The organism is Zobellella sp. An-6 (genome assembly GCF_052487945.1).
In genome coordinates this window covers 1,530,830-1,557,441 of sequence record NZ_CP199259.1, presented here as the reverse complement: position 1 = coordinate 1,557,441, position 26,612 = coordinate 1,530,830, and the positions used below count along the sequence as shown (strand labels likewise).

General features: G+C 64.4%; 26 protein-coding genes and 1 other RNA gene. 8 read left to right on the top strand and 19 right to left on the bottom strand.

What is annotated here, in order from left to right; all coding sequences use genetic code 11:
- Position 1: 1 nt before the first annotated feature.
- The 12 genes from ACT7DK_RS07260 to ACT7DK_RS07205 form a co-directional block, all read right to left on the bottom strand.
- Complete coding sequence (locus ACT7DK_RS07260; RefSeq protein ID WP_445397746.1) at positions 2 to 688, bottom strand: urease accessory protein UreF; 687 nt, start codon at positions 686 to 688, stop codon at positions 2 to 4.
- A complete protein-coding gene (ureE, locus tag ACT7DK_RS07255; RefSeq protein ID WP_445397744.1) occupies positions 657 to 1,130 on the bottom strand; it encodes an urease accessory protein UreE in 474 nt (157 codons plus the stop codon). Before ureE ends, ACT7DK_RS07260 begins: the two co-directional genes overlap by 32 nt.
- A gap of 285 nt (positions 1,131 to 1,415) precedes the next feature.
- The gene (gene ureC, locus ACT7DK_RS07250; RefSeq protein WP_445397742.1) at positions 1,416 to 3,122 is read right to left on the bottom strand and encodes an urease subunit alpha; all 1,707 of its coding nucleotides are present in this window, start codon (positions 3,120 to 3,122) and stop codon (positions 1,416 to 1,418) included.
- A complete protein-coding gene (locus ACT7DK_RS07245; protein ID WP_445397740.1) occupies positions 3,109 to 3,438 on the bottom strand; it encodes an urease subunit beta in 330 nt (109 codons plus the stop codon). The genes ureC and ACT7DK_RS07245 overlap by 14 nt, the downstream gene beginning before the upstream one ends.
- Positions 3,439 to 3,447: 9 nt before the next feature.
- Positions 3,448 to 3,750 (bottom strand): urease subunit gamma, encoded by a 303-nt coding sequence (gene ureA / locus ACT7DK_RS07240; RefSeq protein WP_445397738.1) that lies wholly within the window; start codon positions 3,748 to 3,750, stop codon positions 3,448 to 3,450.
- Positions 3,751 to 3,763: 13 nt separating this feature from the next.
- Positions 3,764 to 4,699 carry an urease accessory protein UreD gene (locus tag ACT7DK_RS07235; RefSeq protein WP_445397736.1) on the bottom strand — a complete coding sequence of 312 codons (936 nt, stop codon included), beginning with the start codon at positions 4,697 to 4,699 and terminating at the stop codon, positions 3,764 to 3,766.
- A gap of 258 nt (positions 4,700 to 4,957) precedes the next feature.
- Positions 4,958 to 7,840 carry an aminomethyl-transferring glycine dehydrogenase gene (gene gcvP / locus ACT7DK_RS07230; RefSeq protein ID WP_445397734.1) on the bottom strand — a complete coding sequence of 961 codons (2,883 nt, stop codon included), beginning with the start codon at positions 7,838 to 7,840 and terminating at the stop codon, positions 4,958 to 4,960.
- 232 nt (positions 7,841 to 8,072) lie between these two features.
- The gene (gene gcvH, locus ACT7DK_RS07225) at positions 8,073 to 8,462 is read right to left on the bottom strand and encodes a glycine cleavage system protein GcvH (protein WP_094037887.1); all 390 of its coding nucleotides are present in this window, start codon (positions 8,460 to 8,462) and stop codon (positions 8,073 to 8,075) included.
- A gap of 19 nt (positions 8,463 to 8,481) precedes the next feature.
- The gene (gene gcvT / locus ACT7DK_RS07220; protein WP_445397731.1) at positions 8,482 to 9,585 is read right to left on the bottom strand and encodes a glycine cleavage system aminomethyltransferase GcvT; all 1,104 of its coding nucleotides are present in this window, start codon (positions 9,583 to 9,585) and stop codon (positions 8,482 to 8,484) included.
- Positions 9,586 to 9,905: 320 nt separating this feature from the next.
- Positions 9,906 to 11,117, bottom strand: coding sequence for an FAD-dependent monooxygenase (locus ACT7DK_RS07215; protein WP_445397729.1), 1,212 nt, complete (start codon positions 11,115 to 11,117; stop codon positions 9,906 to 9,908).
- 3 nt (positions 11,118 to 11,120) lie between these two features.
- Entirely contained in the window at positions 11,121 to 12,311 is a 1,191-nt protein-coding gene (gene ubiH, locus ACT7DK_RS07210) for a 2-octaprenyl-6-methoxyphenyl hydroxylase (protein ID WP_445397727.1), read from the bottom strand.
- A gap of 21 nt (positions 12,312 to 12,332) precedes the next feature.
- Entirely contained in the window at positions 12,333 to 12,899 is a 567-nt protein-coding gene (locus ACT7DK_RS07205; RefSeq protein WP_445402296.1) for a UPF0149 family protein, read from the bottom strand.
- A 151-nt stretch (positions 12,900 to 13,050) separates the two neighbouring features.
- Between ACT7DK_RS07205 and ACT7DK_RS07200 the strand changes: the two genes are divergently transcribed.
- The 5 genes from ACT7DK_RS07200 to rpiA all read left to right on the top strand — a co-directional run bounded on the left by ACT7DK_RS07200 (position 13,051) and on the right by rpiA (position 15,179).
- Positions 13,051 to 13,350, top strand: coding sequence for a cell division protein ZapA (locus ACT7DK_RS07200; protein ID WP_445397725.1), 300 nt, complete (start codon positions 13,051 to 13,053; stop codon positions 13,348 to 13,350).
- 18 nt (positions 13,351 to 13,368) lie between these two features.
- A non-coding RNA gene (gene ssrS, locus ACT7DK_RS07195) (6S RNA) lies at positions 13,369 to 13,550 on the top strand.
- A 21-nt stretch (positions 13,551 to 13,571) separates the two neighbouring features.
- Positions 13,572 to 13,805: a VF530 family protein gene (locus ACT7DK_RS07190; protein ID WP_445397723.1), complete on the top strand. Its 234-nt coding sequence runs from the start codon at positions 13,572 to 13,574 to the stop codon at positions 13,803 to 13,805.
- Between the two features lie 69 nt (positions 13,806 to 13,874).
- Positions 13,875 to 14,453 carry a 5-formyltetrahydrofolate cyclo-ligase gene (locus ACT7DK_RS07185; protein ID WP_445397721.1) on the top strand — a complete coding sequence of 193 codons (579 nt, stop codon included), beginning with the start codon at positions 13,875 to 13,877 and terminating at the stop codon, positions 14,451 to 14,453.
- Between the two features lie 66 nt (positions 14,454 to 14,519).
- On the top strand, positions 14,520 to 15,179 hold the full coding sequence (gene rpiA, locus ACT7DK_RS07180) for a ribose-5-phosphate isomerase RpiA (RefSeq protein WP_445397719.1): 660 nt from the start codon (positions 14,520 to 14,522) through the stop codon (positions 15,177 to 15,179).
- A gap of 31 nt (positions 15,180 to 15,210) precedes the next feature.
- Here the strand turns inward: rpiA and modC are convergent, their stop codons facing one another.
- Genes modC through modA form a run of 3 tightly spaced genes read right to left on the bottom strand, consistent with a single transcriptional unit; the run spans position 15,211 to position 17,738 of the window.
- Entirely contained in the window at positions 15,211 to 16,275 is a 1,065-nt protein-coding gene (modC, locus tag ACT7DK_RS07175) for a molybdenum ABC transporter ATP-binding protein (protein ID WP_445397717.1), read from the bottom strand.
- Positions 16,272 to 16,952 (bottom strand): molybdate ABC transporter permease subunit, encoded by a 681-nt coding sequence (modB, locus tag ACT7DK_RS07170; RefSeq protein ID WP_445397715.1) that lies wholly within the window; start codon positions 16,950 to 16,952, stop codon positions 16,272 to 16,274. The genes modC and modB overlap by 4 nt, the downstream gene beginning before the upstream one ends.
- Before the next feature lie 9 nt (positions 16,953 to 16,961).
- Positions 16,962 to 17,738, bottom strand: a complete 777-nt coding sequence (gene modA / locus ACT7DK_RS07165; protein WP_445397713.1) for a molybdate ABC transporter substrate-binding protein — start codon at positions 17,736 to 17,738, stop codon at positions 16,962 to 16,964.
- Positions 17,739 to 17,902: 164 nt separating this feature from the next.
- Between modA and ACT7DK_RS07160 the strand changes: the two genes are divergently transcribed.
- Entirely contained in the window at positions 17,903 to 18,676 is a 774-nt protein-coding gene (locus ACT7DK_RS07160) for a TOBE domain-containing protein (protein ID WP_445397711.1), read from the top strand.
- A gap of 178 nt (positions 18,677 to 18,854) precedes the next feature.
- On the opposite strand, the gene acnA is transcribed toward ACT7DK_RS07160, so the two are convergent.
- Positions 18,855 to 21,563: an aconitate hydratase AcnA gene (gene acnA / locus ACT7DK_RS07155; RefSeq protein WP_445397709.1), complete on the bottom strand. Its 2,709-nt coding sequence runs from the start codon at positions 21,561 to 21,563 to the stop codon at positions 18,855 to 18,857.
- Positions 21,564 to 21,862: 299 nt separating this feature from the next.
- Between acnA and rimK the strand changes: the two genes are divergently transcribed.
- Positions 21,863 to 22,765 (top strand): 30S ribosomal protein S6--L-glutamate ligase, encoded by a 903-nt coding sequence (gene rimK / locus ACT7DK_RS07150; protein ID WP_445397707.1) that lies wholly within the window; start codon positions 21,863 to 21,865, stop codon positions 22,763 to 22,765.
- Positions 22,765 to 23,784 (top strand): succinylglutamate desuccinylase/aspartoacylase family protein, encoded by a 1,020-nt coding sequence (locus ACT7DK_RS07145; RefSeq protein ID WP_445397705.1) that lies wholly within the window; start codon positions 22,765 to 22,767, stop codon positions 23,782 to 23,784. Before rimK ends, ACT7DK_RS07145 begins: the two co-directional genes overlap by 1 nt.
- Before the next feature lie 98 nt (positions 23,785 to 23,882).
- Here ACT7DK_RS07145 and serA read toward each other — a convergent pair whose 3' ends face one another.
- The 3 genes from serA to ACT7DK_RS07130 form a co-directional block, all read right to left on the bottom strand.
- A complete protein-coding gene (serA, locus tag ACT7DK_RS07140) occupies positions 23,883 to 25,112 on the bottom strand; it encodes a phosphoglycerate dehydrogenase (RefSeq protein ID WP_445397703.1) in 1,230 nt (409 codons plus the stop codon).
- A 192-nt stretch (positions 25,113 to 25,304) separates the two neighbouring features.
- Positions 25,305 to 26,015 carry an SIMPL domain-containing protein gene (locus ACT7DK_RS07135; protein ID WP_445397701.1) on the bottom strand — a complete coding sequence of 237 codons (711 nt, stop codon included), beginning with the start codon at positions 26,013 to 26,015 and terminating at the stop codon, positions 25,305 to 25,307.
- Between the two features lie 56 nt (positions 26,016 to 26,071).
- Positions 26,072 to 26,572 carry a hypothetical protein gene (locus ACT7DK_RS07130; RefSeq protein ID WP_445397699.1) on the bottom strand — a complete coding sequence of 167 codons (501 nt, stop codon included), beginning with the start codon at positions 26,570 to 26,572 and terminating at the stop codon, positions 26,072 to 26,074.
- Positions 26,573 to 26,612 lie beyond the last annotated feature (40 nt).

The following is a 26,612-nucleotide window of genomic DNA, read 5'->3' as shown; positions in this document are numbered from 1 at the left end:
TTCAACTCCGGAATAAACGGGAATATTGGGTTTCGTGCAGGGCGCTGGCCTGTACCTGGCCGGGCAGGCTCAGCCCCAGTTGGTCGTCGTGCAGTTCACCGGCCCGGGCCAGCGCCCCGGCCAATGCCGGCTTGAGTGCCAGCAACAACCGCTGGGCGGCGGTCTGGCCGAGCGGCAGCGTCTTGCTGGCCACGGTGAGCTGGTTTTCGAGCCAGCTCCAGGCAAAGCCCAGGGCCGCGCCCTCGGCGCTCAGCCCCCAGCTGCGGGCGGCCAGTGCCCAGGCGCTCATCAATGCCGGCGGCGCGGGCAGCATCGCCACCTCGGTGCCCTGCCCCTTCAGCAGCCGCACCAGGGCCCGGGCCTGCTGCTCGTCCTCGAACAGCAGTTCACGGGTTTCACGGCTGGCGCGCACCACGTCGTTCCAGTGCGCCAGCGCCTCGTGATCATTCCGCTCCAGGGCCCGGTACAGGCGCAGCAGCACCGGCAGGTCCAGGTGCGCCAGCCCCTGCAGGGCGCCGGCCAGCCACAGCTCCAGGCCGTCTTCGTCGCTCACCCAGCCCAGATCGATGGCCGACTCCAGGCCGGCGGAATAGGCGAAGCCGCCGATGGGCAACGCCGGGCTGGCCAGGTGCAGCAGCCCGAGCAGTTCCCCCACCTCAGTGGTCATGGTGGTGCCCGTGATCATCATGGTGGTGATGACCGCCCAGGCCCTGGTAGGCGCCGGACTCGGGGCTGAAGGGCGCCTCGCCGTGCTCCAGCCGCAGGCCCAGGTGCTCGGCCAGGTGCTCCAGCACATGATCCGGCGGAAAGCGCAGCCAGAGCGGGCCGATTTCCAGGGTGACGTGGCGGTTTCCCAGGTGATAGCAGGCGCGGGCGAAACCCGGCCAGTCCGCCGCGTGGGCGGTGACCATGGGCTCGGGGCTCGCCGCCACCTCGAACACTTGGCCGCACTCGCTCTTGAGCCTGTCGCCCTGGGCCAGCACCTGGCCGCGCTCGAGGAAGAGCCCCACCTCGGTGCCGGCGTCGCTGACGGCGCGAAAGCGCCCCTTCCGGCGCAGCTCGAAGGGCAGGGTCAGGGTATCCTGTGCCGGCTCATCCGTCTGGCCCAGGTTTTGGGTGATTCTCAGCATATGTTTCCTCTGTATAAGCGGCTGTTTCCGTAGGGCCGGTTTCAATGGACCTTTCCAACACCGGCGCCGGGTTCGGTCGAATAAATTCAACCCTACAAGTCGAGCCCACAAGTCGGCCCTACGAGTCGAGCCTTGACGCCGCTACCGCAGGTGGTGGCTTTGCCGTAGGGTCCATTTCAATGGACCTTTCCAACACCGGCGCCGGGTTCGGTCGAATAAATTCGACCCTACAAGTCAACCCCACAAGTCGGCCCTACAGTGCAGGAGGGCGTCCATGTCGCCTGGTTAAAACAACGCATACAGCTGGGCCAGGGGCAGCACCTCGGCCGGCTCGCAGTGCAGCAGTTCGCCGTCAGCGCGCACCTCGTAGCTCTGGGCATCCACGGTCAGCGCCGGGGTGGCGCCGTTGTGGATGAGGTCCGCCTTGGTGATGTCGCGGGTGTTGCGGCAGGCCGCAAGCTGTCGCGTGAGGCCGAGATCCTTGGCCAGATCCCGCGCCAGCGCCGCCTGGCTGACGAAGGTCAGGCTGCTCGCCGCCGCCGCCCGCCCCTGGGCGCCGAACATGGGCCTGTAGTGCACCGGCTGGGGCGTGGGGATGGAGGCGTTGGCATCCCCCATGGGGGCGTAGGCGATGCTGCCGCCCTTGATGATCAGCGCCGGCTTGATGCCGAAGAAGGCCGGGCTCCACAGCACCAGGTCGGCCAGCTTGCCCACCTCCACCGAGCCCACCTCGTGGCCGATGCCGTGGGTGATGGCCGGGTTGATGGTGTACTTGGCGATGTAGCGCTTGGCACGGAAGTTGTCGGCGCCCATCGCCCGGTCTTCCGGCAGCAGGCCGCGCTGCACCTTCATCTTGTGGGCGGTCTGCCAGGTGCGGCACACCACCTCCCCCACCCGGCCCATGGCCTGGCTGTCGGAGGAGATCATCGAGATCACCCCCAGATCCTGGAGGATGTCTTCCGCCGCTATGGTCTCTTTGCGGATACGCGAGTCGGCGAAGGCCACGTCTTCCGGGATGTTGGGATCCAGGTGGTGGCACACCATCAGCATGTCCAGGTGCTCGTCCACGGTGTTGACCGTATAGGGCCGGGTCGGGTTGGTGGACGAGGGCAGCACGTTGGGCAGGCTGCAGGCGGTGAGGATGTCCGGTGCGTGGCCGCCGCCGGCGCCCTCGGTGTGGTAGGTATGGATGGTACGGCCCTTGAAGGCGGCCAGGGTGTCCTCCACGAAGCCCGACTCGTTGAGGGTGTCGGTGTGGATGGCGATCTGCACGTCGTATTCCTCCGCCACCGACAGGCAGCAGTCGATGGCCGCCGGGGTGGTGCCCCAGTCTTCATGCAGCTTGAGCCCCATGGCACCGGCTTCCAGCTGCTCGCGCAGGGCCTCGGGCCGGCTGGCGTTGCCCTTGCCGAGAAAGCCGAAGTTCATCGGCATCTGGTCGGTGGCCTGCAGCATGCGGGCGATGTGCCAGGCGCCGGGGGTGCAGGTGGTGGCCTTGCTGCCGGTGGCGGGGCCGGTGCCGCCGCCGAGCATGGTGGTGATGCCGGAGCAGATCGCCTCCTCCACCTGCTGCGGGCAGATATAGTGGATATGGGCATCCACCCCGCCGGCGGTGAGGATCAGGCCCTCGCCGGCGATCACCTCGGTACCCGGCGCCACGTTGATGGTGACCCCGTCCTGGATATCCGGGTTGCCGGCCTTGCCGATGGCGTGGATGCGGCCATCCTTGATGGCCAGGTCGGCCTTGACGATGCCCCAGTGATCCAGGATCAGGGCGTTGGTGATCACCGTGTCCACGCTGTCGGCGCGCACCGCCTGGCTCTGGCCCATGCCGTCGCGGATCACCTTGCCGCCGCCGAACTTCACTTCCTCGCCGTAGCGGGTGTAGTCCTGCTCCACCTCTATCCACAGCTCGGTGTCGGCCAGCCGCACCCGATCGCCCAGGGTCGGGCCGAACATGTCCGCATAGGCCTGCCGGCTAATTTTGCTCATCCTGCCCTCCTTCCAGTCGTCCCATTACCTCGCCCCGGAAACCGTAGACTGCCCGCTTGCCGCCCAGGGCCACCAGGGTCACGGTGCGGCTCTGGCCCGGCTCGAAGCGCACCGCGGTGCCGGCGGCGATATCGAGGCGAAAGCCGAGTGCCTGCTCCCGATCCAGGATCAACGCCGGGTTGACCTCGGCAAAGTGGTAGTGGGAGCCCACCTGGATGGGCCTGTCACCGGTGTTGGCCACGCTCAGGGTGCGCCGCTGCCGGCCTTCATTGAGGACGATGTCGTCTTCGGCCAGCTGGTATTCGCCCGGTATCATGACGCCTCCTTATTGAATGGGTTGGTGCAGGGTCACCAGCTTGGTGCCGTCGGGAAAGGTGGCTTCGACCTGCACCTCCTGCACCAGCTCGGCCACGCCCGCCATCACCTGGTCGCGGCTCAGCCAGGTGCGGCCCTCGCCCATCAGCTCGGCCACGGTGCGGCCGTCGCGGGCGCCTTCCATCACCGCCGCCGACAGGTAGGCCACCGCCTCCGGGTAGTTGAGCTTGAGGCCGCGCGCCAGCCGGCGTTCGGCCAGCAGGGCGGCGGTAAACAACAGCAGCTTGTCCTTTTCTCTTGGACTGAGTTCCATATTGGGGTCTCTCCTAGGTAAGCCAGATCCGGGGGATAACGGCGGGCCGGCCGAGCACGGCGGGGCGGATAAGCCCCCAGGCCCGCCACATGCCGTCGCGGCAAATGTTCATATCAGTGCCCAAATAGCGCACCAGCAGCACGCCCAGGCGTTCGGTCAGGGTGAAATCGGGGCCCGGCAGGGCCTCGCGCAACTCACCGATCAGGGCGTCATCCAGCCCGGTCCCCGCCGCCATCAGGGTGCCGAACACGCAGCCGCCGTTCAGCCCCACCCGGTCCCGGTGCAGCCAGTCGCCGCCCTCGAGGCAGAGGCGTTCGTTGAACAGCAGGCGGCCGGCCCGGTGCAGTTGCAGGCGCTGGGTCAGGTGGCCCTGTTCGAACCACTGCTCGCCGGCCGGACGGCCCAGGCAGACCAGATCCCAGCCGATAAAGCGGGCGCCTTCGGCCAGCTCGATGCGGGTGTCGAGCACGCCGTTGGCGCCCCGGTAGACGATGGTCTCCTGGGGCAGCCACTCCAGTTCGGCGCCCTCGCCCGCGCGCAGCAGCACCTGCTGGCCCTGGACCACGCCGGCGCTGTCGCGGCCGTAGATCTTGCCCGCCGAGGGGGTGGTCAGCAGCACCTGGCTGCCGGGCTCGGCGGCCACCTCGATGGCCAGCCGGTCGCCGGACACCAGGCCGCCGGGGGGATGCAACAGGTAGAGATGACAGCGGCCCCCTTCCGGGTAGAAGGGGCGCTGGATGCGCAGGGGGCCGGCAAAGTCCAGCCCCTTGAGCCGGGTCTTGCCCTCGAGGAGGGTCTTGCCCTCGAGGAGGGTCTTGCCCTCGAGGAGGGCCTTGCCCCCGGCCGGAGACGAGTCGGCTTCCAGCCGCAGGCGCAGGTGCGCCGGCCAGCTGCGCGTCTGGCCGTAACCGGAGCTGGCTTGCAGGGCTTGTGCCGGGGTCTGGGTCATATGGACACATCAGGGTCGAAGAGTCTGTACACAAGCCTTAACAGAATTCGTGCCAATAATTAATTTATAAGTAAAATCAAATGATTAAAATAAAACATGGCACCTCGGCGGGGATGTCACCCTGGCCAGGCGGCCAGGTATCACCAAAGTGGTGCGCAATCGGGTGCAAGCGATCCGTTATGGTGCAATTCGAGACCCCGCCAATAACAAGAAGGGCGCCTCTCGGCGCCCTTCATCACGGATTGAACAGACAGGAGCTTATTCGCCGTAGGCCTCGGTGGGCAGGCAGCTGCAGAACAGGTTGCGGTCGCCGTAGACGTCGTCGATGCGGTTGACGGTCGGCCAGAACTTGGAGCGGCGCACCTCGACCGAGGGGAAGACCGCCTGCTCGCGGCTGTAGGCCCGGTTCCACTCGGCATCCATCACGTCGTCCTGGGTGTGCGGGGCATTGACCAGGGGGTTGTCCTCCAGGGTCCACAGGCCGCTCTGCACCCGACGCATCTCCTCGCGGATCTGCTTCATGGCATGGATAAAGCGGTCGATTTCCACCTTGGACTCGGACTCGGTCGGCTCGATCATCAGGGTGCCGGCCACCGGGAAGCTCATGGTCGGCGCATGGAAGCCGTAGTCCATCAGGCGCTTGGCCACGTCCATCTCGCTGATGCCGCACTCTTCCTTCAGCGGGCGCAGATCCACGATGCACTCGTGGGCCACCCGGTCGTTGCGGCCGGTGTAGAGGATGGGGAAGTCCTCGGCCAGGCTCTTCATCAGGTAGTTGGCGTTGAGGATGGCCACCTGGGTGGAGCGCTTGAGGCCTTCGTCGCCCAGCATGGCAACGTACATCCAGCTGATCGGCAGTATGCTGGCGGAGCCGAAGGGGGCCGCGGACACGGCGCCGTTGTCGCGGCTTTCCTTGCCGGTCTTGACCACGGCGTGGCCGGCCACGAAGGGTGCCAGGTGCGCCTTGACGCCGATGGGGCCCATGCCGGGGCCGCCGCCGCCGTGGGGAATGGCGAAGGTCTTGTGCAGGTTGAGGTGCGACACGTCGGAGCCGATAAAGCCGGGCGAGGTGATGCCCACCTGGGCGTTCATGTTGGCGCCGTCCATGTACACCTGGCCGCCGTAGCTGTGGATGATGTCACAGATCTCGCGGATGCTTTCCTCGTAAACCCCGTGGGTGGAGGGATAGGTGGCCATGATGCAGGCCAGGTTCTCGCCCGCCTCGGCGGCCTTGGCCTTGAGGTCGGCCATGTCCACGTTGCCCTTCTTGTCGCAGGCCACCACTATGACCTTCATGTTGACCATCTGGGCCGACGCCGGGTTGGTGCCGTGGGCCGAGCTCGGGATCAGACAGATGTCGCGGTGCCCCTCATTGCGGGACTCGTGGTACTTCTTGATGGCCAGGAGGCCGGCGTATTCACCCTGGGCGCCGGAGTTGGGCTGGATGCAGATGGCGTCGTAACCGGTGACCTTCACCAGCCAGTCTTCCAGCTCGCCGATCATCTGCTGGTAGCCGACCGTCTGATCCAGGGGCGCGAAGGGGTGGATCTGGGCGAACTCGGGCCAGCTCACCGGCACCATTTCGGCGGTGGCGTTGAGCTTCATGGTGCAGGAGCCGAGCGAGATCATGCCGTAGTTGAGCGCCAGATCCTTCATTTCCAGCTTGTGGATGTAGCGCAGCATCTCGCTTTCGGAGTGATACTGGTTGAACACCTCGTGGCTGAGGATGGGCTCGTCGCGCAGCAGGGCGGCGGGAATGGAGCCGGTCCCCTTGGCGGCAACGGCGTCCAGCGCCTCCACCTCCAGGCCGTGGCCTGCCCCCAGGAAGATGTCGAACAGCTCCGCCACATCATTGCGAGTGGTGGTTTCGGACAGGGACACGCCCAGGGCGCCGTCCAGGTCGGTGCGCAGGTTGACGCCGGCGGCCAGGGCGCGGGCGACGATGGCGTCCTTGTCAGCGGTGACGATGGTCAGGGTGTCGAACCAGCTGTCATGCTTTAATTGCACGCCCTTGGACTTGAGGCCCAGGGCCAGGATGTCGGTCAGGCGGTGGGTCCGCTCGGCGATGCGCTTCAGGCCTTCGGGACCGTGGTAGACGGCGAAGAAGCTGGACATGTTGGCCAGCAGCACCTGGGCGGTACAGATGTTGGAGTTGGCCTTTTCCCGGCGGATGTGCTGCTCGCGGGTCTGCATCGCCATGCGCAGGGCCGGCTTGCCGCGGGTATCCCTGGACACGCCGATGATGCGGCCCGGCAGGGAGCGTTTGTGTTCGTCGCGGGTGGCGAAGAAGGCGGCGTGGGGACCACCGTAGCCCATGGGCACGCCGAAGCGCTGGGCGTTGCCCAGCACCACGTCGGCACCCAGCTGGCCCGGGGCCTTCAGCAACACCAGCGACAGGATGTCGGCGGCGACGCAGGCGATGCCCTTCTGGCCCTGCACCTTGGCGATCAGGGCCTGGATGTCGCGGATCTGGCCGGTGGTGGATGGGTACTGGAACAGGGCGCCGAACAGTTCGTGCTCCACCACCGCCTCGGCGGGGGCCACGACAATGTCGAAGCCGTAATGTTCGGCCCGCTCGCGCACCACGTCGATGGTCTGGGGATGGACGTCATCGGCGACAAAGAAGGTGTTGGCCTTCTTGTTCTTGCTCACCCGCTTGGCCAGGGCCATGGCCTCGGCGGCGGCGGTGGCTTCGTCCAGCAGGGAGGCGCTGGCCAGGGGCAGGCCGGTGAGATCCTGGGTCATTTGCTGGAAGTTGAGCAGCGCCTCCAGGCGGCCCTGGGCGATCTCCGGCTGGTAAGGGGTATAGGCGGTATACCAGCCCGGGTTTTCCAGCACGTTGCGCTGGATCACCAGGGGCACATGGGTATCGTGGTAGCCCATGCCGATATAGCTCTTGTACACCTTGTTCTGCTGGGCCAGGGACTTCAGGTAGGCCAGGGCCTCCACCTCGGTCCGGCTTTCACCGATACCCAGCGGCTGATCGTTCAGGATGCTGGCGGGTACGGTCTGGCGGATAAGATCGTCCAGGGACTCGGCGCCCACCACCGCCAGCATCTCGGCCACTTCCTGTTCGGAAGGCCCGACATGACGGCCGATGAATGCGTTTTTCTGCTCAAGTTCTAACAAAGACTGGGTCATTTTCTTTCACTTCCTTAATAGGCCGGCAGCAGAGGGGCTTCCGGACCGGCAATGCGGCAGTTCAGAGGGGGACAAAGGGAACGGCTCCGCCGACCGTCACCTGCCAGGGATGGCAGGTGCGAGCGTACAGGGAGGTATTCACAGCGTGTCGGCGGAGCTGGCCCTTTGGCCGACCTGCAGCGAAAGTTCAGACTTTGTCGATACAATAAGCCCCCAAAAAGGGGGCTTGGGATCACTCTTCCTCGATGCTGTTCTCGTAGCCTTCGGCATCCAGCAGCTCGTCCAGATCGGACTCGTCGGCGAGCTTGATACGGAACAACCAGCCATCGCCATAGGGGTCGGAGTTGACCAGCTCGGGGCTGTCTTCCAGATCCTCGTTCACGGCGATGATCTCACCGCTGACCGGGGCGTAGATGTCTGACGCGGCCTTGACGGACTCGGCCACGGCACAGTCTTCGCCCACGTCCACGGTGCGGCCCACTTCGGGCAGCTCAACAAACACCATATCACCCAACAGATCCTGCGCATGCTCGGTAATACCGACCACGGCTTCACCGTTTCCTTCCAGCCGTACCCATTCATGAGAGCGGGCATACTTCAATTCACTGGGGATATTGCTCATCAGTTGTTCCTCTTGATTCTTAAAACTCGGCGACCGCTTGGCCGAACCGTACGAAAGTCGGCTTCACCACGGAGACCGGCATCCATTTTTTACGCAGTTCCACTTCGGCATTGGCGCCTATGGAGCGCGGAACCCGCGCCAGGGCAATGCTGAAACCCAGTGTAGGCGAGAAGGTGCCGGAAGTGATAATGCCTTGTTGTTCATTACCTTGCTCATCGACAAAGCGCACCGGGGTACCGGCGCGCAACACGCCTTTTTCCTTCATCACCAGGCCCACCAGCTTGGGCTGGTCACCGGCCGCGCGCTGGGCTTCCAGCACCTGGCGGCCGATAAAATTGCGCTCGGCGGGCTCCCAGGCAATGGTCCAGGCCATGTTGGCGGCCAGGGGAGAAATGGTTTCATCCATGTCCTGGCCGTACAGGTTCATGCCCGCTTCCAGGCGCAGGGTATCCCGGGCGCCCAGGCCGCAGGGGCGCACGCCGGCGTCCTTGAGCGCGTTCCACAGGGCCGCGGCTTCGTCGGCGGGGACCACGATTTCATAGCCGTCTTCCCCGGTGTAGCCGGTGGTGGCGATAAAGAGGGAGCCTGCCTGCACCCCGAAGAAGGGTTTCATGCCGTCCACGGCGGCGTTCTGCCCGGCGCTGAACACGGTGGCCGCCTTGGCCTTGGCGTTGGGGCCCTGCACCGCGATCATGGCCAGCTCGGGCCGCTCGGTAAGGGTCACGTCGAAGCCCGTCGCCTGTGTGGTCATCCAGGCCAGGTCTTTCTCGCGGGTGGCGGAGTTGACGATCATGCGGTAGTCGTCGTCGGCGAAGTAATAGGTGATCAGATCATCGATGACGCCGCCCTGCTCGTTGAGCATGCCGCTGTACACCGCCTTGCCGGGCTGGGTCAGGCGACCCACGTCGTTGGCCAGCAGCTTCTGCAGGAAGGCCTTGGCCTGGCTGCCCTTGACGTCCACTATGGTCATGTGGGAAACGTCGAACATGCCGGCATCACGGCGCACCGCGTGGTGCTCTTCCAGCTGGGAGCCGTAGTTGATGGGCATGTCCCAACCGTGAAAATCCACCATCTTGGCACCGGCTTCCAGGTGCTGGGGGTGCAGAACTGTTTGCTGAGTCATGGCGCTTCCTTTTGTTTGAGGCCTGGCCTGTGAGCGATAATCCGGTATTGCCCCTCGATTATACTCAAGCCGGCCCGGGATAGAACCGACCTACACTCAAAAAAAACTTATCGTTTTATTTTTGTAGCCAAAAAGTAAGCAGCAACAGGGTAGCCATTTTAACGAAAGAAAGCGTTTAACTTGGAATTAAATTTCAAAAATTAACAAAAAATCAATATTTAAACCATTAAAAACCCTTTCAATAAGCATAAGCACAAATGCTTTAGCCAAAGGGCATTGAAAACCAGCCCCAGAAAAACTAATCATGAAAATCAATCGGATTAGTTTTTCTCAAGGCTGGAAAGCGCGGGCTGCAGGCCGCCGATGCCGAGCGCCTGGGCCGCCAGCCGCCGTTTGAGCGGCGTCAGCCGGTCGGTCAGACCCAGTCCCAGGCCCCTCAGCCCCTGTACCAGGGGATGGCTGGCGCCGAACAGCCGCTTCAGGCCTTCCATCGCCGCCAGCAGGGTGGCCGCTTCCGCCTTGCGCCAGCGCTCGAAGGATCTCAACCCGGCCAGGGCGCCGATATCCTTACCCTGGCCGTGCAGGCGAGTCAGGGTCTCGGCCAGGGCGGCGGCGTCCTGCAGCCCCAGGTTGACCCCCTGTCCCGCCAGCGGGTGTATGGTGTGGGCGGCGTCGCCGATCAGCGCCCAGCGCGGGCCGCAGAACTGCTGGCTGAAACGGGCCCGCAGGGGTATCGCCATGCGCGGCCCGAGCACCTCGCACAGGCCCAGACGCAGATCGAAGGCGTGGGACAGCTGCTTGTCGAACTCGGCCTCGGGCTGGGCCGCCAGGGCCTCGGCGCGCTCCGGGGCACAGGACCAGACGATGGAGCACTGGCGCGCATCCGCCAGGGGCAGGAAGGCCAGGATGTCGTTGCCGCGGAAGATCTGACGGGCGGTGCGGCCATGGGGCTCGGCCGTGGCCACGGTCGCCACCAGGGCGCTGTGATCGTAGTCCCACTCGGTCATGCCCGGCTGCAACTGGCCACGCAGCCAGGAGCGGGCGCCGTCGGCCCCCACCAGCAGGCGGCCGGTGATGGGAGTGCCGTTGTCGAGCAGTACGAAAGCCCCCTGCTCGCTCACCGACAGCGACGCCGCCCGGGCCGGCATGTGCAGGCTGATATGGGGGCATTGCCGGGCCCGGGCCAGCAGGGACTGCTGCAACAGCCGGTTTTCCACGATATGGCCGAGGTGGGGCTGGTGCAGCAGGGCGGCGGAGAAACCGATGCGGGCGAAGCTGTCCGCCTCCCACACCTCCATCTCGGTATAGGGACCGAGCCGGCTGCCGTCGCCCGGCCAGGCCCCGAGCCGCGCCAGCAGGGTCTGGGAAGCCAGGTTGATGGCGCTGACCCTGTTGTCGGGAATGGCGGGCAGTTCGCCCTCTTCCTGCTGCCCCTCGATCACCGCCACCCTGAGCCCGCTGTGCTCCAGGGCCAGCGCCAGGGTCAGTCCGACCATGCCGCCACCGATAAGGATGATGTCCGCCGCTTGCATTGCTTACCTCTTGCCCATGGCCCGCCAGGCCAGTTGACTCTTGAAGGGGGCGCAGGCCGCCATGGCCGTCAGCCCCAGGTTGCGTCCGGCCGCCAGGGCCGGGTGGTCGTTGGAGAACAGCAGCGCCAGTGCCGTGGTCAGGCCGACGATGGCGGCCTGATCCGGCTGCCGCTCCCGGCCGTAGCCCGACAGCACGCCATGGCTGCCGATATCCCGCCCGTCGGCCAGGGCTTGTCGCAGGGCCGCCACCAGGGCGGCCACGTCGCGCAGCCCCAGGTTGAAGCCCTGGCCGGCGATGGGATGCAGCAGGTGGGCGGCATTGCCCACCAGCACCAGCCGGTGGTGCCAGGGCCGCTCCACCTCGTCCAGCACCAGGGGGTAGCGGTGGCGCTCGCCGGTGCGTACCAGGCGACCCAGGCGATAACCGAACTCCCGCTGCAGGGCGGCGAGAAAGGCCGCATCATCCAGCGCCATCAGCGCCTTCGCCCGCTCATGACTGGCGCACCACACCAGGGAACTGCGCCCCTGGCTCATGGGCAACAGGGCGATGGGCCCCTCGGGGGTGAAGCGTTCGAAGGCCCGCTCCCGGTGGGGCTCGGCGCTTTCCACGTTGGCGATCACCGCGCTCTGGCCATAGTCCAGCCGGCGGCAGGGCAGCTTCAGTTGCCGGCGCACCAGGGAGCGGTTGCCATCGGCCGCCACCAGCAGGGCGGCGCTGAAAGCGACGCCGTCGTCCAGGGTCAGCGCTATGTTATCGGGCTGCTGGACAAATTCCTTGATCCTGGCCGGGCACAACAGCCGGATATTGGGCCGTTCGGCCATCTGCCGGTATAGCCCCTGCCCCACCGGGGTCAGCTCCACCACGTAGCCCAGGGCCGGTACCCGGTATTCGGACGCCGTCATCTCCACCCGGCCGAAATGGCCCCGGTCGGAGACCTGGATATGGGTGATGGGGGTCGCCAGGGGAGCCAGCCGCGCCCAGAGCCCAAGCTGTTCCAGCAGCTCACGGCTGTGCCAGGCCAGGGCGATGCTGCGGGCATCGAAGCCGGGATGGAGGTCGAAGTCGGGCGCCGCGGCCTCGATCACGGCGATGGACAAGGGCGAGCCGTCGGCCCTGCGCAGGGCGGCCAGCCCCAGGGCCAGCACGGCGCCGGCCATGCCGGCACCGTTGATTACCACGTCAAAATGGGTCATAGGCGGTAGCTGTAACGGGAATCAGTGCAGGGTGGGACGCTGGGGGGCGGGCTGGCCCTTGCCGAACTCCTCGAAGGCCAGGGTGGCGCCCAGTTTCAGGTGTTCGTAGAGCACGGTGTAGGCGGCTTCGCTCTCTTCGTCTTCCTGCTCGAACTCGCCGGAGACCTGGGTGATGTTGCTGATGTCCTGGATCATCTCCTGTAGCTCGGGCGAGGCCTTGTTCAGCTCCTGCTGCACCACCCCGAAGCCGGCCAGGAAGGCACCGGCCCATTCCATCATGGCATCCAGCCGCTCGTCGAGGGGCTGGTCGTCGTCCGGCATCAGCAGCTCCAGCCGGTGCTGGCTCAGCAGGTCCTCGTACACCCGGTAGAACAGCAGGTTGACCGCTTTCTTCAACTCGGCCGGCAGGCCGAAACCGTCGTTCAGCAGATCGTTGAAATGCTGCTGCCAGCGGGCATCGTCCTTGGCCATGCCGCCGCAGATCAGGCCGCAGATAACGCCGTGCACCTCGGCGGCGGTGGCCACCATGTTGTGCTCTTCCAGCAGGGAGGTGAAGGCGTCATAGTCAAGACGGGCGTTGTCGTTCATCATTTACTCGATTGGCGATAAAAGGTGGCTCATATTATTGCGGATCCTAGCACTGTGGCCCGGCCCAGGCCAGCAACCCCTTGAAACTTCTGGAGCGCCACTATATAGTCGCCACAATTTTATTGCCTATTGCAAGCCACCTGAGGACCACATGACCACAGCGGCAATCGACATCGTTATTCTCGGGCGCCCGTACAAGGTGGCCTGTCCTGCCGGACAGGAAGCGGCATTGCATAGGGCGGCCAACATGCTCAACGAGCGGATCCGCAACTTCAAGCAGGGCGGCAAGTCGGCTTCCAACGAGCAGATCGCCATCATGCTGGCGCTCAATGTCTGCCATGAACTCGAGCTTGAAAAGGACAAGAACAATCAATATGCCGACGCCATGGACAAGCGCATCAAGATGCTGCAGCATACCATAGAAGAAGCGCTGGCCAGCAAAGTCGGTTAAGCGCTACAATCCGTTTTGTTTTCCCTGGGGTGTCCGTCAGTGGGTGGCGTCCCTGAGCCGATATCGACAGCAAAGGAAAGTCGCGTTATTTGCTATTGAGCAAGCTCGGCCCGACCGAGACGCCTGCGGCAGATACCGGGTTTCCGCCTTGAACCATAGGGTTCAAGGACTAACACCTGCAACGGCACCCTGGGGACCCTCTCCTTACCTTCGGCGAAGTCATGGCCCAAGAGCAACCCAAGAATCCCCTGCACGGCATCACCCTGGAAGCCCTGCTGACCGAGCTGGTCGAACGCTACGGCTGGGAAGAGCTGGCCCGCAGGGTCAATATCAACTGCTTCAAGCAGGATCCCAGCATCAAGTCCAGCCTCAAGTTCCTGCGCCGCACTCCCTGGGCCCGCACCCAGGTGGAAGAACTGTACCTGCGCCTGAAAAACAGCCCCTGGCACCGCTGACGGCCGCTTTGCATTGCCGGCGAAGACTGCGATAAGCTGCCGTTAGTCTCTTTTTTACCGGAACCCGCCATGACTGACAGACACCAGATCAGGCAGCAGATACGCCAGGCGCGCCGCCGGCTGACCCAGCTCGAACAGGACACCGCGGCCCGCACCATAGCGGAGCGGGTGGCCGACACCCCTCACCTGGCCTCGGCCCGCCGTGTGGCATTGTACCTGGCCAACGACGGCGAGCTCGACCCCAAGCCGCTGATCGACTGGTACTGGTCCCGGGGCGCCCGGGTCTACCTGCCGGTGCTACACCACTTCAGCCCGGGCCACCTGCTGTTTCTGCGCTACGATCCGGACACGGCGCTCATCGCCAACCGCTTCGGCATTCCCGAGCCCCGGCTCGATGTGCGCCTGCTGCTGCCCAAGTCGGAGCTGGATCTTATCTACACCCCGCTGGTGGCCTTCGATGCCCAGGGCAACCGCATGGGCATGGGCGGCGGCTTCTACGACAGAACCCTGTCCGGCTGGCACCGGGGCCAGGGCCCGCGCCCGGTGGGCCTGGCCCACGACTGCCAGCAACTGGAAGCCATTCCCACCGATCACTGGGACGTGCCCCTGCCCGAGCTGCTCACCCCGAGCCAGCACTGGCGCTGGTAAAAGCCGCATGCAAGCAGGGCCGCCTTTGCTATAATGCGCGGCACTTTTGCAGGAGACAGCACAGCCATGACACAAGACGAAATGAAAAAAGCCGCCGGCTGGGCGGCGCTGGAGTACGTGACCCCGGGCACCCTGGTGGGCGTGGGCACCGGCTCCACCGTCAACCACTTTATCGACGCCCTGGGCTCCATCAAGAACCAGATCAAGGGCGCCGTGTCCAGCTCCGAGGCTTCCACCGCCCGGCTGCAGCAACTGGGCATCGAAGTCTTCGATCTCAACGAGGTCGGCGAGCTGGCGGTCTATGTGGACGGCGCCGATGAAATCGACGGCTCCATGGCGATGATCAAGGGCGGCGGCGCGGCCCTGACCCGGGAGAAGATCGTGGCCGCCGTGGCCGACAAGTTCGTGTGCATCGTCGACGGCAGCAAAACCGTGGAGGTGCTGGGCGCCTTCCCGCTGCCGGTGGAAGTGATCCCCATGGCGCGGGAATACGTGGCCCGGGAGCTGGCCAAGCTCGGCGGCCGCCCCGTGTACCGGGAAGGGGTGGTCACCGACAACGGCAACCATATCCTGGATGTGCACGATCTCAAGATCACCGATCCCAAGGGCCTGGAGACCCGCATCAACGCCATCGTCGGCGTGGTCACCAACGGCCTCTTCGCCGAACGCGGCGCCGATGTGCTGCTGATCGGCACCCCCGAGGGCGTGGTGCGCAAGGGCGCCTGAGGATCTGTGCTGGCCCCTGCGGGGCCAGCCTTCAGCTCAGCAGCGCCACCGCCTTGATCAGGGCATAACAGCCTTGTCCTTCCGCCAGTCGCAACTGGCCGGCGGAATAGGCGGACACCTCGGCCAGCAGGCCCTGGCCGTCGGCCAGCTCCCCACTCACCAGCACCCGGCCTTCTTTGGCCGGATGCACCCGGCGGATCCGCATCGGCAGCTGGTTGAGGATGGAGACCCCGTCCAGCGGCGTCAGCGACAGGCTGACGTCCGACGCCAATATCCGCAACCGAGCCCGGGTCGGCTGCCGGCGCAACGGTTTGACCAACCAGAGTCGCTGCCCACCGAAATCGAAGGGGGTTCGGCCATCGTCCAGCCCCGGCCCTATCACCCCTTCCAGAATGCTGGCCGCCCCCTCCTCGACGAAGAGCGGGGAGTCCGGCCGGGTCAGGGCGTCACGCAGACTCTCGATGCGCTTGATCCGTCCCCGCTCCATCAGGATCACCCTGTCCGCCAGCCGCTCCACCTCTTCCGGCGCATGGGTCACGTAAAAGATGGGCACCCCGCTCTGGGCGGCCAGCTCCTCGAGGTAGGGCAGGATCTCCTGCTTGGCCGCCCGGTCCAGGGCCGACAAGGGTTCGTCCAGCAGCAGGATGCGGGGACTGGTCAACAGGGCCCGCCCTATGGCCACCCGCTGGCGCTGCCCTCCCGACAGTTCGTGGGCCCGATGGCCGAGCAGGGGCGTCAGACCGAGCCAGTCGATCACCGTTTGCGGCGCGAGCTGGCGCTCTGCCGGCGGCAACCGTTTCCAGCCGTAGTCGAGATTGCCCCGGGTCGACAGGTGGGGAAACAGGCTGGCTTCCTGGAACACATAGCCCAACCGGCGCCGATGGGTCGGTACTCGTCGCTTGCCGTCCTGCCAGCACTCCTCTCCCAGCCAGAGCCGGCCCTGGCATGGCTCCAGGCCGGCCATGGCGCGCAGCAGGGTGGTTTTGCCGCAGCCGGAGGGTCCGAACAGCACCGTCACCCCCGACAACGGCACCTCGAACCCGACCTCCAGGGAAAAGTTTCGTCGCTGAAGTGTGAATTCGGCACTGAGCATCATGGGTGCACCACCGCGAAACGGCGATTCAGCACATAGACCGCCATCAGGATGCTGAACGACAGCACCAGCAAGATGCCGGACAGCAGATGGGCCTCGGCGTACTGCAGCGTCTCCACATGATCATAGATGGCGATGGAGATCACCTGGGTCACCCCGGGAATATTGCCGCCGATCATCAGCACCACGCCGAATTCACCCAGGGTATGGGCAAAGCCGAGCACGATGGCGGTCAGGAAGCCGTTGCGGGCCAGCGGCAGCACCACGGAGAAGAAGCAATCCAGCGGGGAAGCCCGCAAGGTGGCCGCCACTTCCAGCGGGCGTCGGCCGATGGCGCTGAAGGCACCCTGCAGGGGCTGCACCACGAACGGCAGAGAATAAAAGGCCGAGCCGATCACCAGGCCGGTGAAGGTAAAGGCCAAGGTGCCCTCCCCCAGGGCCCGGGACAGGCCACCGATGGGACCACTCGGCCCCAATGCCAGCAACAGGTAGAAGCCGAGCACGGTCGGCGGCAGCACCAGCGGCAGGGCCACCACCGCCTCGATCAGGGCCTTGTACCGCCACCGGCTCTGGCTCAGCCACCAGGCCAGGGGGGTACCGATGATCAACAGCACCAGCACCGTCACCCCCGCCAGTCGCAGGGTCAGGCCGAGGGCGGCCATATCCTGGGGAGAAAGCATGCGTCCTCCTCAGTGCGCGTGCCGGGCAACGGGTTCCCCGGCCTCGGCACCGTAACCATAAGACTCGATCAACTCTACCGCTTGCGGGCTGCGCACATGGTCGAGCAGGGCCCGGGCCGCTTCGGAGTCCTGCAGCAACACCGCCTGCTGGACGATGGGAGAATAGAGTTCGTCGGGTACCTGCCAGTATGAGCCATCGGCGTACTCCCCCTGTCGGTACACCTGCGCCTTGGCCACGAAACCGAGCTGGGCGTTGCCGCTGTAGACATACTGGTAGGCCTGGCCGATATTTTCTCCCCGCACCGTCTGCTCGCTGAGCTCATCCCAAAGCCCCAGTCGTTCCAGCACCTCCCGGGCGGCCCGGCCGTAGGGCGCCGTGGCCGGGTTGGCGATGGACAGGAAACGGAACCGCTTCTCGCGCAGGGCCGACTGGTCCTCGTCGATATAGCCCGGCTCCGGGCTCCACAGCACCAGCTTGCCGAGGGCGTAGGTAAAGCGACTGCCGGGCACCGCCACCCCTTCCTGCTCCAGCAGTAGCGGACGTTCTTCATCGGCGGAGAAGAAGACGTCAAAGGGAGCCTCGTTCTTGATTTGCGCATAGAGCTTGCCCGTCGCGCCGGAAGACAGGATCACCTTGTGCCCCGTCTGCTGTTCAAATCCTTGGGCCAGTTGTCCCATGACATCGATAAAATTGGTGGCGACGGCCACCCGCACCTCGTCCGCGGACAATGAGGTCGCGGTCGTCAGCAGGCCGACCAGCAGGGAGCAACGGAACCTGGTGTTCATGGCAGGACCTTCCTTTGGTTATATAAAGATGTATATAGCGAAGGCCACTCTAACGCTATATAAGAAAAAATACAACGAAATTAATTGACCAATGGGTCAGGATAATAATTTGTGCCTTGCTCCTTCCCGCGTCAGAATGCGCTTATTTAGCCATGAGGGCCCCCATGGATCTGGAACTGTTACTGAGCCTGCACCGCGAGGGTCGGCTGTTCGTCAACCCCAGGCGCATCCGCCTGCTGGAGCAAATCCAGCAACAGGGCTCCATCAGCCAGGGCGCCCGGGCCGCCGGCATCAGCTACAAGTCGGCCTGGGATGCGGTGCGCGAGATGAACGAGCTGGCCGGGCAGCCGGTGGTGGAGAGCGAGGCCGGCGGCAAGGGCGGCGGCGGCGCCCGCCTCACCCCCTACGGCGGGCGGCTGCTCAAGATCTACCATCTGCTGGCGCAGATAGAGCGGATGGCGGTGGACGCCCTGCAGGACGAGGCCGCCTCCCTCGACAGCCTGCTGGCGGTGGTGGCGCGCTTCGGCCTGCAGACCAGCGCCCGCAATCAGTTTTTCGCCCGGGTGGAAGGGCTGGATCCGAGCGATCTCAGCCGCAAGGTCCGGCTGCGGCTGGACGGCGGCGCCCGGCTCTACGCGGACATCACCGAGCGCAGCTGCCGGCGGCTGGGACTGACGCCGGGCAAGGAGGTGCTGGCGCTGGTCAAGGCGCCCTGGGTCGCCGTTGAAACGGCGCCGGAAGACGACACCCGCAACCGCCTGGCCGGCACCATCACCGAGGTGGCCAGCGGCGAGCAATTCAACGAAGTCACCTTGCGGCTGGAGCAGGGCCATGATATCCACGCCCTGCGCCCGGCGCAGGAACCCCTGCCCGCCCCGGGCAGCCGCGCCTTCGCCTGCTTCGCCCCCGACCAGGTGATCCTCGCCACCCTGGGTTAAAAAACAGCTGGAAGACGTAAGCTGGAAGCCGGAAGCAGACCGAGTGGGTGGGTAGACTTGGCTTCCGGCTTTTGTTTATGTGGTGCCGTACCTCCGTTACCTCAATATTGACGGGGACGACGCCGGCTCTTCGGGCAGAATGGTTTTACTTCCGGCTTCAAGCTTCAAGCTTCCGGCTTCAGAGCATTTTGCGGATCACATAGTGCAGTATGCCGCCGTGGCGGTAGTAGGTGAGTTCCTCCCCGGTGTCGATGCGACAGCGCACCTTCACCCTCTCCTGCTCGCCGCTGGCCCGACGGATGCCAACCTCCAGTTCCTGACCCGGGGACAAGGCGTCCAGCCCACCGATGGAGATAATCTCCTCTCCCTTGAGCCCCAGGCTGCCGGCATTGTCGCCACCGGTGAATTCCAGCGGCACCACCCCCATGCCGATCAGGTTGGAGCGGTGGATGCGCTCGAAGGATTCGGCGATCACCGCACGCACGCCCAGCAGGCGGGTGCCCTTGGCCGCCCAGTCGCGGCTGGAGCCGGTGCCGTATTCCTTGCCGGCCACCACCACCAGCGGCACGCCTTCTTCTTCGTAGCGCATGGCGGCGTCGTAAATCGCCAGCTGCTCGCCGCTGGGGTAATGGCGGGTCTCTCCTCCCTCCACCCCGTCCAGCATCAGGTTGCGGATACGGATATTGGCGAAGGTACCGCGCATCATCACCTCGTGGTTGCCGCGCCGGGAGCCGTAGGAATTGAAATCCTTGCGCTCCACGCCCAGGGACTGCAGGTAGCGGCCCGCCGGACTCTCGGCCTTGATGTTGCCGGCCGGGGAAATATGGTCGGTGGTCACCGAGTCTCCCAGTATGGCCAGCAGCCGGGCATCTTCTATGTCCGCCACCGGCTCGGGCTCCTTGCCCATGGTCTCGAAGAAGGGCGGGTGGCGGATATAGCTGGAATCCGGCTGCCAGTCGAAGGTGCTGCCGCCGGTGACCGCTATGGCCCGCCAGCGCGTGTCGCCCTCGAACACCTCGGCGTATTCCTTGCTGAACATCTCGCTCTTCACCTGCTCCACCGCCTCATGGATGGCCTGCCGGGAAGGCCAGATATCCTTGAGATAGACGGGCTTGCCGTCCTTGCCGGTACCGAGCGGATCCCGGGTCAGATCGACCTTGATACTGCCGGCCAGGGCGTAGGCCACCACCAGCGGCGGCGAGGCCAGCCAGTTGGCCTTGACCAGCGGATGGATCCGGCCCTCGAAGTTGCGGTTGCCCGACAGCACGGAAGCGACGGTGACGTCGTCCTGCCGGATGGCCTGCTCGATGGGCTCGGGCAGAGGGCCGGAATTGCCGATGCAAGTGGTACAGCCGTAGCCCACCAGGTAGAAGCCCAGTTGCTCCAGGTACGGCATCAGCCCGGCCGCCTTCAGGTAGTCGGTCACCACCTTGGAACCCGGCGCCAGCGAGCTCTTGACCCAGGGCGCCCGGGGCAGGCCTTTTTCCACCGCCGCCTTGGCCAGCAGGCCGGCGGCCATCAGCACGCTGGGGTTGGAGGTATTGGTGCAGGAAGTGATGGCGGCGATCACCACGGCGCCCTCCTGCAGTCGGTGACTCTGGCCATCGAGGGAAAATTCGGTGCCGTGCAATGGTTGGCAGGCGCCCACCGCCGTCTGGCCGCCTTCATTTTCCAGCCGGCTCTGCTGGGCTTCTTCCACCTTGATCTGGTTGCTCAGCGCGAAGGCCTCCGGTACCCGCGACAGCGGAACCCTGTCCTGGGGGCGCTTGGGTCCGGCCAGGCAGGCTTCCACCTGGCCCATGTCCAGGCTCAGGGTGTCGGTGAACACCGGCTCGTCGCCGGGCCGGCGCCACAGGCCCTGGGTCTTGCAGTAGGCTTCCACCAGTTCGAGTTGCTCTTCGTCGCGGCCGGTCAGCCGCAGGTAGCGCAGGGTTTCCTCGTCCACCGGGAAGAAGCCGCAGGTGGCGCCGTATTCCGGCGCCATGTTGGCAATGGTGGCCCTGTCCGCCAGGGGCAGGCTCGCCAGGCCGTCGCCGTAGAATTCCACGAACTTGCCCACCACCCCCTTCTTGCGCAGCATCTCGGTGACGGTGAGCACCAGATCGGTGGCGGTGATGCCCTCGCGCAGTTTGCCGCTCAGTTTGAAGCCCACCACCTCGGGGATCAGCATGGACACCGGCTGGCCCAGCATGGCCGCCTCCGCCTCTATGCCGCCCACCCCCCAGCCAAGCACGCCCAGGGCGTTGATCATGGTGGTGTGGGAGTCGGTGCCCACCAGGGTGTCGGGGCAGACGACTGTCTCCTCTTCGCCGGGCAGGCGCCATACCGTCTGGCCCAGGTATTCGAGGTTGACCTGGTGGCAAATGCCGGTGCCGGGCGGCACCACCCGGAAGTTGTCGAAGGTCTGCTGGCCCCAGCGCAGGAAGGCATAGCGCTCGCCGTTGCGGACCATTTCCATGTCCACATTGGTGGCGAAGGCCTTGTCGTCGGCGAAGGCGTCCACCATCACCGAGTGGTCGATGACCAGGTCCACCGCCGTCAGCGGATTGACTTTTTCCACCTCGCCGCCCAGGCGGTGCACCGCCTCGCGCATGGCGGCCAGATCCACCACCGCCGGCACCCCGGTGAAGTCCTGCATCAACACCCGCACCGGGCGAAAGGCGATCTCCCGCTGGCTCGAGCCGCCGTTCAGCCAGTCGGCCATGGCGGTGATATCGTCCAGAGTGACGCCGTCGTTGTCCAGGTTGCGCAGCAGGTTTTCGGCGAGCACCTTGAGGGACTTGGGCAGGCGGGCCAGGGCCTCGCCGCCGGGCGCCTGCTCCAGGCTGTAGTAAAGGTAAGACTGCTTGCCCAGTTTCAGTGTGGATACCTTCGAAATGGAAGACATGGCTCCTCCTCACTCGGTTGTCTGCCGGGCAGCAGGCCAGTATGCTGCCGCCCGCTCACATCGGATTATTATTTAGGCACAGCGGGCGCCACAAATAAAGGCGCCGCCGAAAACGGATACTTCCCAATGATGGCTGATAAACCGACAATAGTGGCGCTTTGACCGCAAAACGAATATTTTTGACCCCGACCCCGCTTTTTCTTGTTGGCGCCGGCCCCCCGGATAGCGTAGATAGTGGGCCTGATTTTAGCCTCCCTCGGATCGAGGAACAGAGAGCCGTGCCAAGCCTGATGAAACCCATGAACATTGCCATTCTTTCGCGTAACGCGTCCCTGTACTCCACCCGCCGCCTGCAGGAGGCGGCCGAGGTGCGGGGGCACAAGGTCACCATCATCGATGCCCTCAAGTGTTACATGAACATCAACGACAACAAGCCCTCCATCCATTACCAGGGCCGGGAGCTGGAGCATTTCGACGCCGTGATCCCGCGCATCGGCGCCTCCATCACCTTCTACGGCACGGCGGTGCTGCGCCAGTTCGAGATGATGGGCTGCTATTCCCTCAACCACTCCGCTGCCATCAGCCGCTCCCGGGACAAGCTGCGCTCGCTGCAGCTGCTGTCCGGCCAGGGCGTCGGCATGCCCATTACCGGCTTCGCCTGCAAGCCCGGCGACGTGCCGGATCTGATCGACATGGTGGGCGGCGCGCCCCTGGTGATCAAGCTGCTCGAAGGCACCCAGGGCATAGGGGTGGTGCTGGCGGAAACCCGCAAGGCGGCAGAGAGCGTGCTGGAAGCCTTTATGGGGCTCAAGGCCAACATCATGGTGCAGGAGTTTATCGAGGAGGCGAATGGCGCCGATCTTCGCTGCTTCGTGCTGGGCGACAAGGTCATCGCCGCCATGAAGCGTCAGGCCAGGGAGGGCGAGTTCCGCTCCAACCTGCACCGGGGTGGCGAGGCCCAGTTGGTGCGCATCAGTCCGGAAGAGCGCAAGACCGCCATCGCCTCGGCCAGGGCCATGGGCCTGAGCGTGGCCGGGGTGGATCTGCTTCGCTCTAAACGAGGCCCTCTGGTGATGGAGGTCAACTCATCCCCCGGACTGGAGGGCATAGAGCAGGCCACCGGCAAGGATGTGGCAGAGCTGATGATCCAGTACATCGAAAAGCACGCCCACAAAAAGCGCAAGACGCGGGAGCGCGGCTGATGCAGGAGGCCTTCCATATCGCCGGCACCCAGATAACGCCCGGCAGCCGCCGGGTGCTGCAGCTGGCCCTGGCCCAGCTCTACACCCAGTCTCCCCTGACGGTACCGTTGGAAGTGGTGCACGGCCGGCAGCCCGGCCCGGTGCTCTTGATCTGCGCCGCCATCCACGGCGACGAACTGAACGGCATCGAGATCGTCAACCAGGTGCTGGCCAGAGTGAACCCGGCCCGGCTCAAGGGCACCCTGGTGGCGGTGCCCGTGGTCAATGTGTTCGGCTTTATCCACAAGTCCCGCTACCTGCCGGACAGGCGGGATCTGAACCGCTGTTTTCCCGGCTCGGAAAAGGGCTCCCTGGGTGCGCGGGTGGCCCATTTCTTCGTGGACGAGATCGTCAGTCAGTGCAGCCACATCGTGGATCTGCATACCGGTGCCATCCACAGATCCAACCTGCCCCAGATCCGGGCCAAGCTGGACTGCGCCATCACCCGCCAGATGGCCGATGCCTTCGGCGCCCCCGTGGTGCTGGATGCCAGCATCCGCGACGGCTCGCTCCGGGCGGTAGCGGAGAGCAGCGGTATACCGGTGATCCTTTACGAGGCGGGCGAAGCCCTGCGCTTCGACCCCCTCGCCATCAAGGCCGGTACCCGTGGCGTGCTCAACGTGATGCGCAGTCTCGGCATGCTGAAACCGGTGGCCAGCCAAGTTCGCGTCCCTCCCATGATCGCCCGCTCCAGCACCTGGATCCGCGCCGAGCAGGACGGTCTGCTGCATCTCAAGGCCCGGCTCGGCGACCGGGTCAGCAAGGGCCAGTGCCTGGGCACCATCAGCGCGCCCCTGGGCGCCGACACCTGCGAGGTCACGGCACCGAAGAGCGGCATCGTCATCGGCTGCCTGACCATGCCGCTGGTCAACGAGGGGGATGCGGTATGCCACCTGGCCAGCTTCGACGAGGTGAAGCAGGCGGAGCTCAGCGTCGAGCGCTTTGTGGACGAGCTGGATATCCGGCCGGAAGTGCTGTAACCCGTAACGGCCAAGAAGAACAACCGACAATTTGAGCAATAAAAAGCCCGGTTTCCCGGGCTTTTAGCTCCTAGCTTCTAGCTTCTAGCTTCTAGCTTCTAGTGCAGGATACGAGCGCGGATGGTGCCCTCGATGGCCTTGAGCTTGTTCAGGGCCTGCTCGCTCTGGGCGGTTTCCACGTCGATCACCACATAACCGATTTTCGGTGAAGTCTGCAGGTACTGGGCCGCGATATTGATATTTTCGCTGGCGAAGGCCTGGGCTATCTGGCTCAGGATACCGGGCTTGTTGTGGTGGATGTGCAGCAGCCGGCTGGTGCCGGAATGCTCGGGCAGGGACACCTCGGGGAAGTTGACAGCCGACAGGGTGGAGCCGTTGTCAGAGTACTTGATAAGCTTGCCGGCCACTTCGTAACCGATGTTTTCCTGGGCTTCCTGGGTGGAGCCACCGACATGGGGAGTCAGAATGACGTTGTCGAACTCGCGCAGCGGGGTCACAAACTCTTCATCGTTGGACTTGGGCTCGATCGGGAACACATCGATGGCCGCACCGGCGATATGCTTGCTGCGCAAGGCCTCGGCCAGGGCATCGATTTCCACCACGGTGCCGCGGGAGGCGTTGATCAGGATGGCGCCCGGCTTCATCATCGCCAGCTCTTCGGCCCCGAACATGTTTTTGGTCTGGGGGGTTTCCGGCACGTGCAGGGACACCACATCGGACATGTTCAGCAGTTCCTCCAGGCTGGCGATCTGGGTGGCGTTGCCGAGCGACAGCTTGTTCTCTATATCGTAGTAGAACACCTGCATGCCGATGCCCTCGGCGATGATGCCGAGCTGGGTACCGATATGGCCGTAACCGATGATGCCGAGCTTCTTGCCGCGGGCCTCGAAGGAACGGGTGGCGGTTTTCTGCCAGATGCCGCGGTGGGCCAGGGCATTGCGCTCGGGAATACCGCGCAGCAGCAGCAGCAGTTCACCCAGCACCAGCTCGGCCACACTGCGGGTATTGGAAAAGGGGGCGTTGAACACCGGAATACCGCGGATCTCCGCCGCCGCCAGATCGACCTGGTTGGTGCCGATGCAGAAGCAGCCGACGGCCACCAGCTTGTCGGCGGCGTCCAGTACGGCTTCGGTCAATTGGGTACGGGAACGGATGCCGACGAAATGAACGTCTTTGATGCGTTCCTTGAGTTCATCTTCTGCCAGAGAGGTCTTCAGGTAGTCGATATTGCTATAGCCAGCATTTTTGAAAGAATCAACAGTGCCCGGATGCACGCCTTCCAATAATAAAATTTTAATTTTTTCTTTATCTAAAGAATAGTTAGCCATTACCTGGTCCTTTATGACAACTGCGTTATAGGGCCATAAAGTATCAAAAACATCCGCTTTAGGGAATTTCTGTAATCAAGGTCACGTTTTTTTAAGTTATAAATTTTTTTTTAATCACCGGCCCCTTTCTGCAAGGGTACCGGCCGGCTCCGGGCGAAGCATCCGGGAAATATTCCTTTTCCCCGGCCGCCGTTATTCGAGGGTAAACACCACCTGTACCGAGTCGTTGAACTGGATTTCATTCTGTACATAGCTGGCGTCCAGGCTCTCGGCCGAGGCCAGCTTCGCCATCATGCCGAAGGGACGCGGCATGATGGGCCCCTGGGCCTGGTATTCGATGGCGTAGACCTCGCCCAGGCTGCGACCGAAGCCCGCCGCCAGCTCTTCGGCCAGGGCCCGGGCGTTGGCCACCGCCGCGGCACGAGCCTCCCGGCGCACTTCGTCCGCATCGCGCCGGCCGTAACCGACCTGCTGAATGTTCTGAATGCCCTGTTTCAGTATCTTGTTGAGAGCCGGGCTCAATTGTTCCAGATCGTACAGCCGTACCGTGATCTGCCGCTCGGCCAGGTATCCCTTCAGCTCGGGACCGTCCCCGTCTTTCGGATAGCGGTAATCGGGACGGGTAATGACACTGCCGCTGTCGATGTCTTCCTTGTTGATACCCAGGCTAGCCAGGCTGCTGAACAGGGCGGCGACCTTGGTGTCGACCTCTTCCTTGGCTGCTCGGCTCTCTGGCTTGAGCGCGGTCACAGAGACCGACAGGGTCGCCATATCGGGCTCCACCCGGATCTCGGATTGACCCTGAGTGACCAGATGGGGAGCGTCGGGCACGGCGATGGCGAAGGTGGTGGAACTGAACAGCAAGGCCAGCAGCGACAGGCTGCCGAGGGGGGAAATACGCATGATGTTGCCTCATGATGGAAGTGACCTGATGTCTGACCCGGATGGGCCCGACCGGTTCAATCATGATGATGATACACCGCCAGCCAGTTGATCACATCGTCGATAAGCTCGCTGCTGAGTCCCGCTGTGTCAGGGACGGTCGCAGATGGAGTCTCATCCAGGTCCATCACTTCATCCAGGATATCATCGAGGTCCGGCAATACCAGCTCGCTCGGGCTGTCGCTGGCATTGTCCCTGTCTGGCAGCGCAAGCAGGACCCCATCCTGCAACAGGAGGTCATCCACTCCCGTCACGGCCAGGAGCGACTGGCGTTCTCCTGTTTCATCCAGCAAAACCACTTCGCCAGGCCCACTCTGGCCCCATAGGGACCACTGCTGATGTTCAAAATCGATGGAGAAGGCAGCCGTCGGCTCTCCTTCCTCATCGAAGAGCTCAACTTGTTCCAGAACATTACCTGGTAACGACCACGGAAGATTGATGCCGTCGTCTACCACTATGCTCTGTCCGTTCCAGAAATAGCTGACGCCCTGGAGCACGACTGCTTGTATCTTTGCCATCACCGGCTCCGCAGTAAAACCGGGCGGCCGTCGGCCGCCC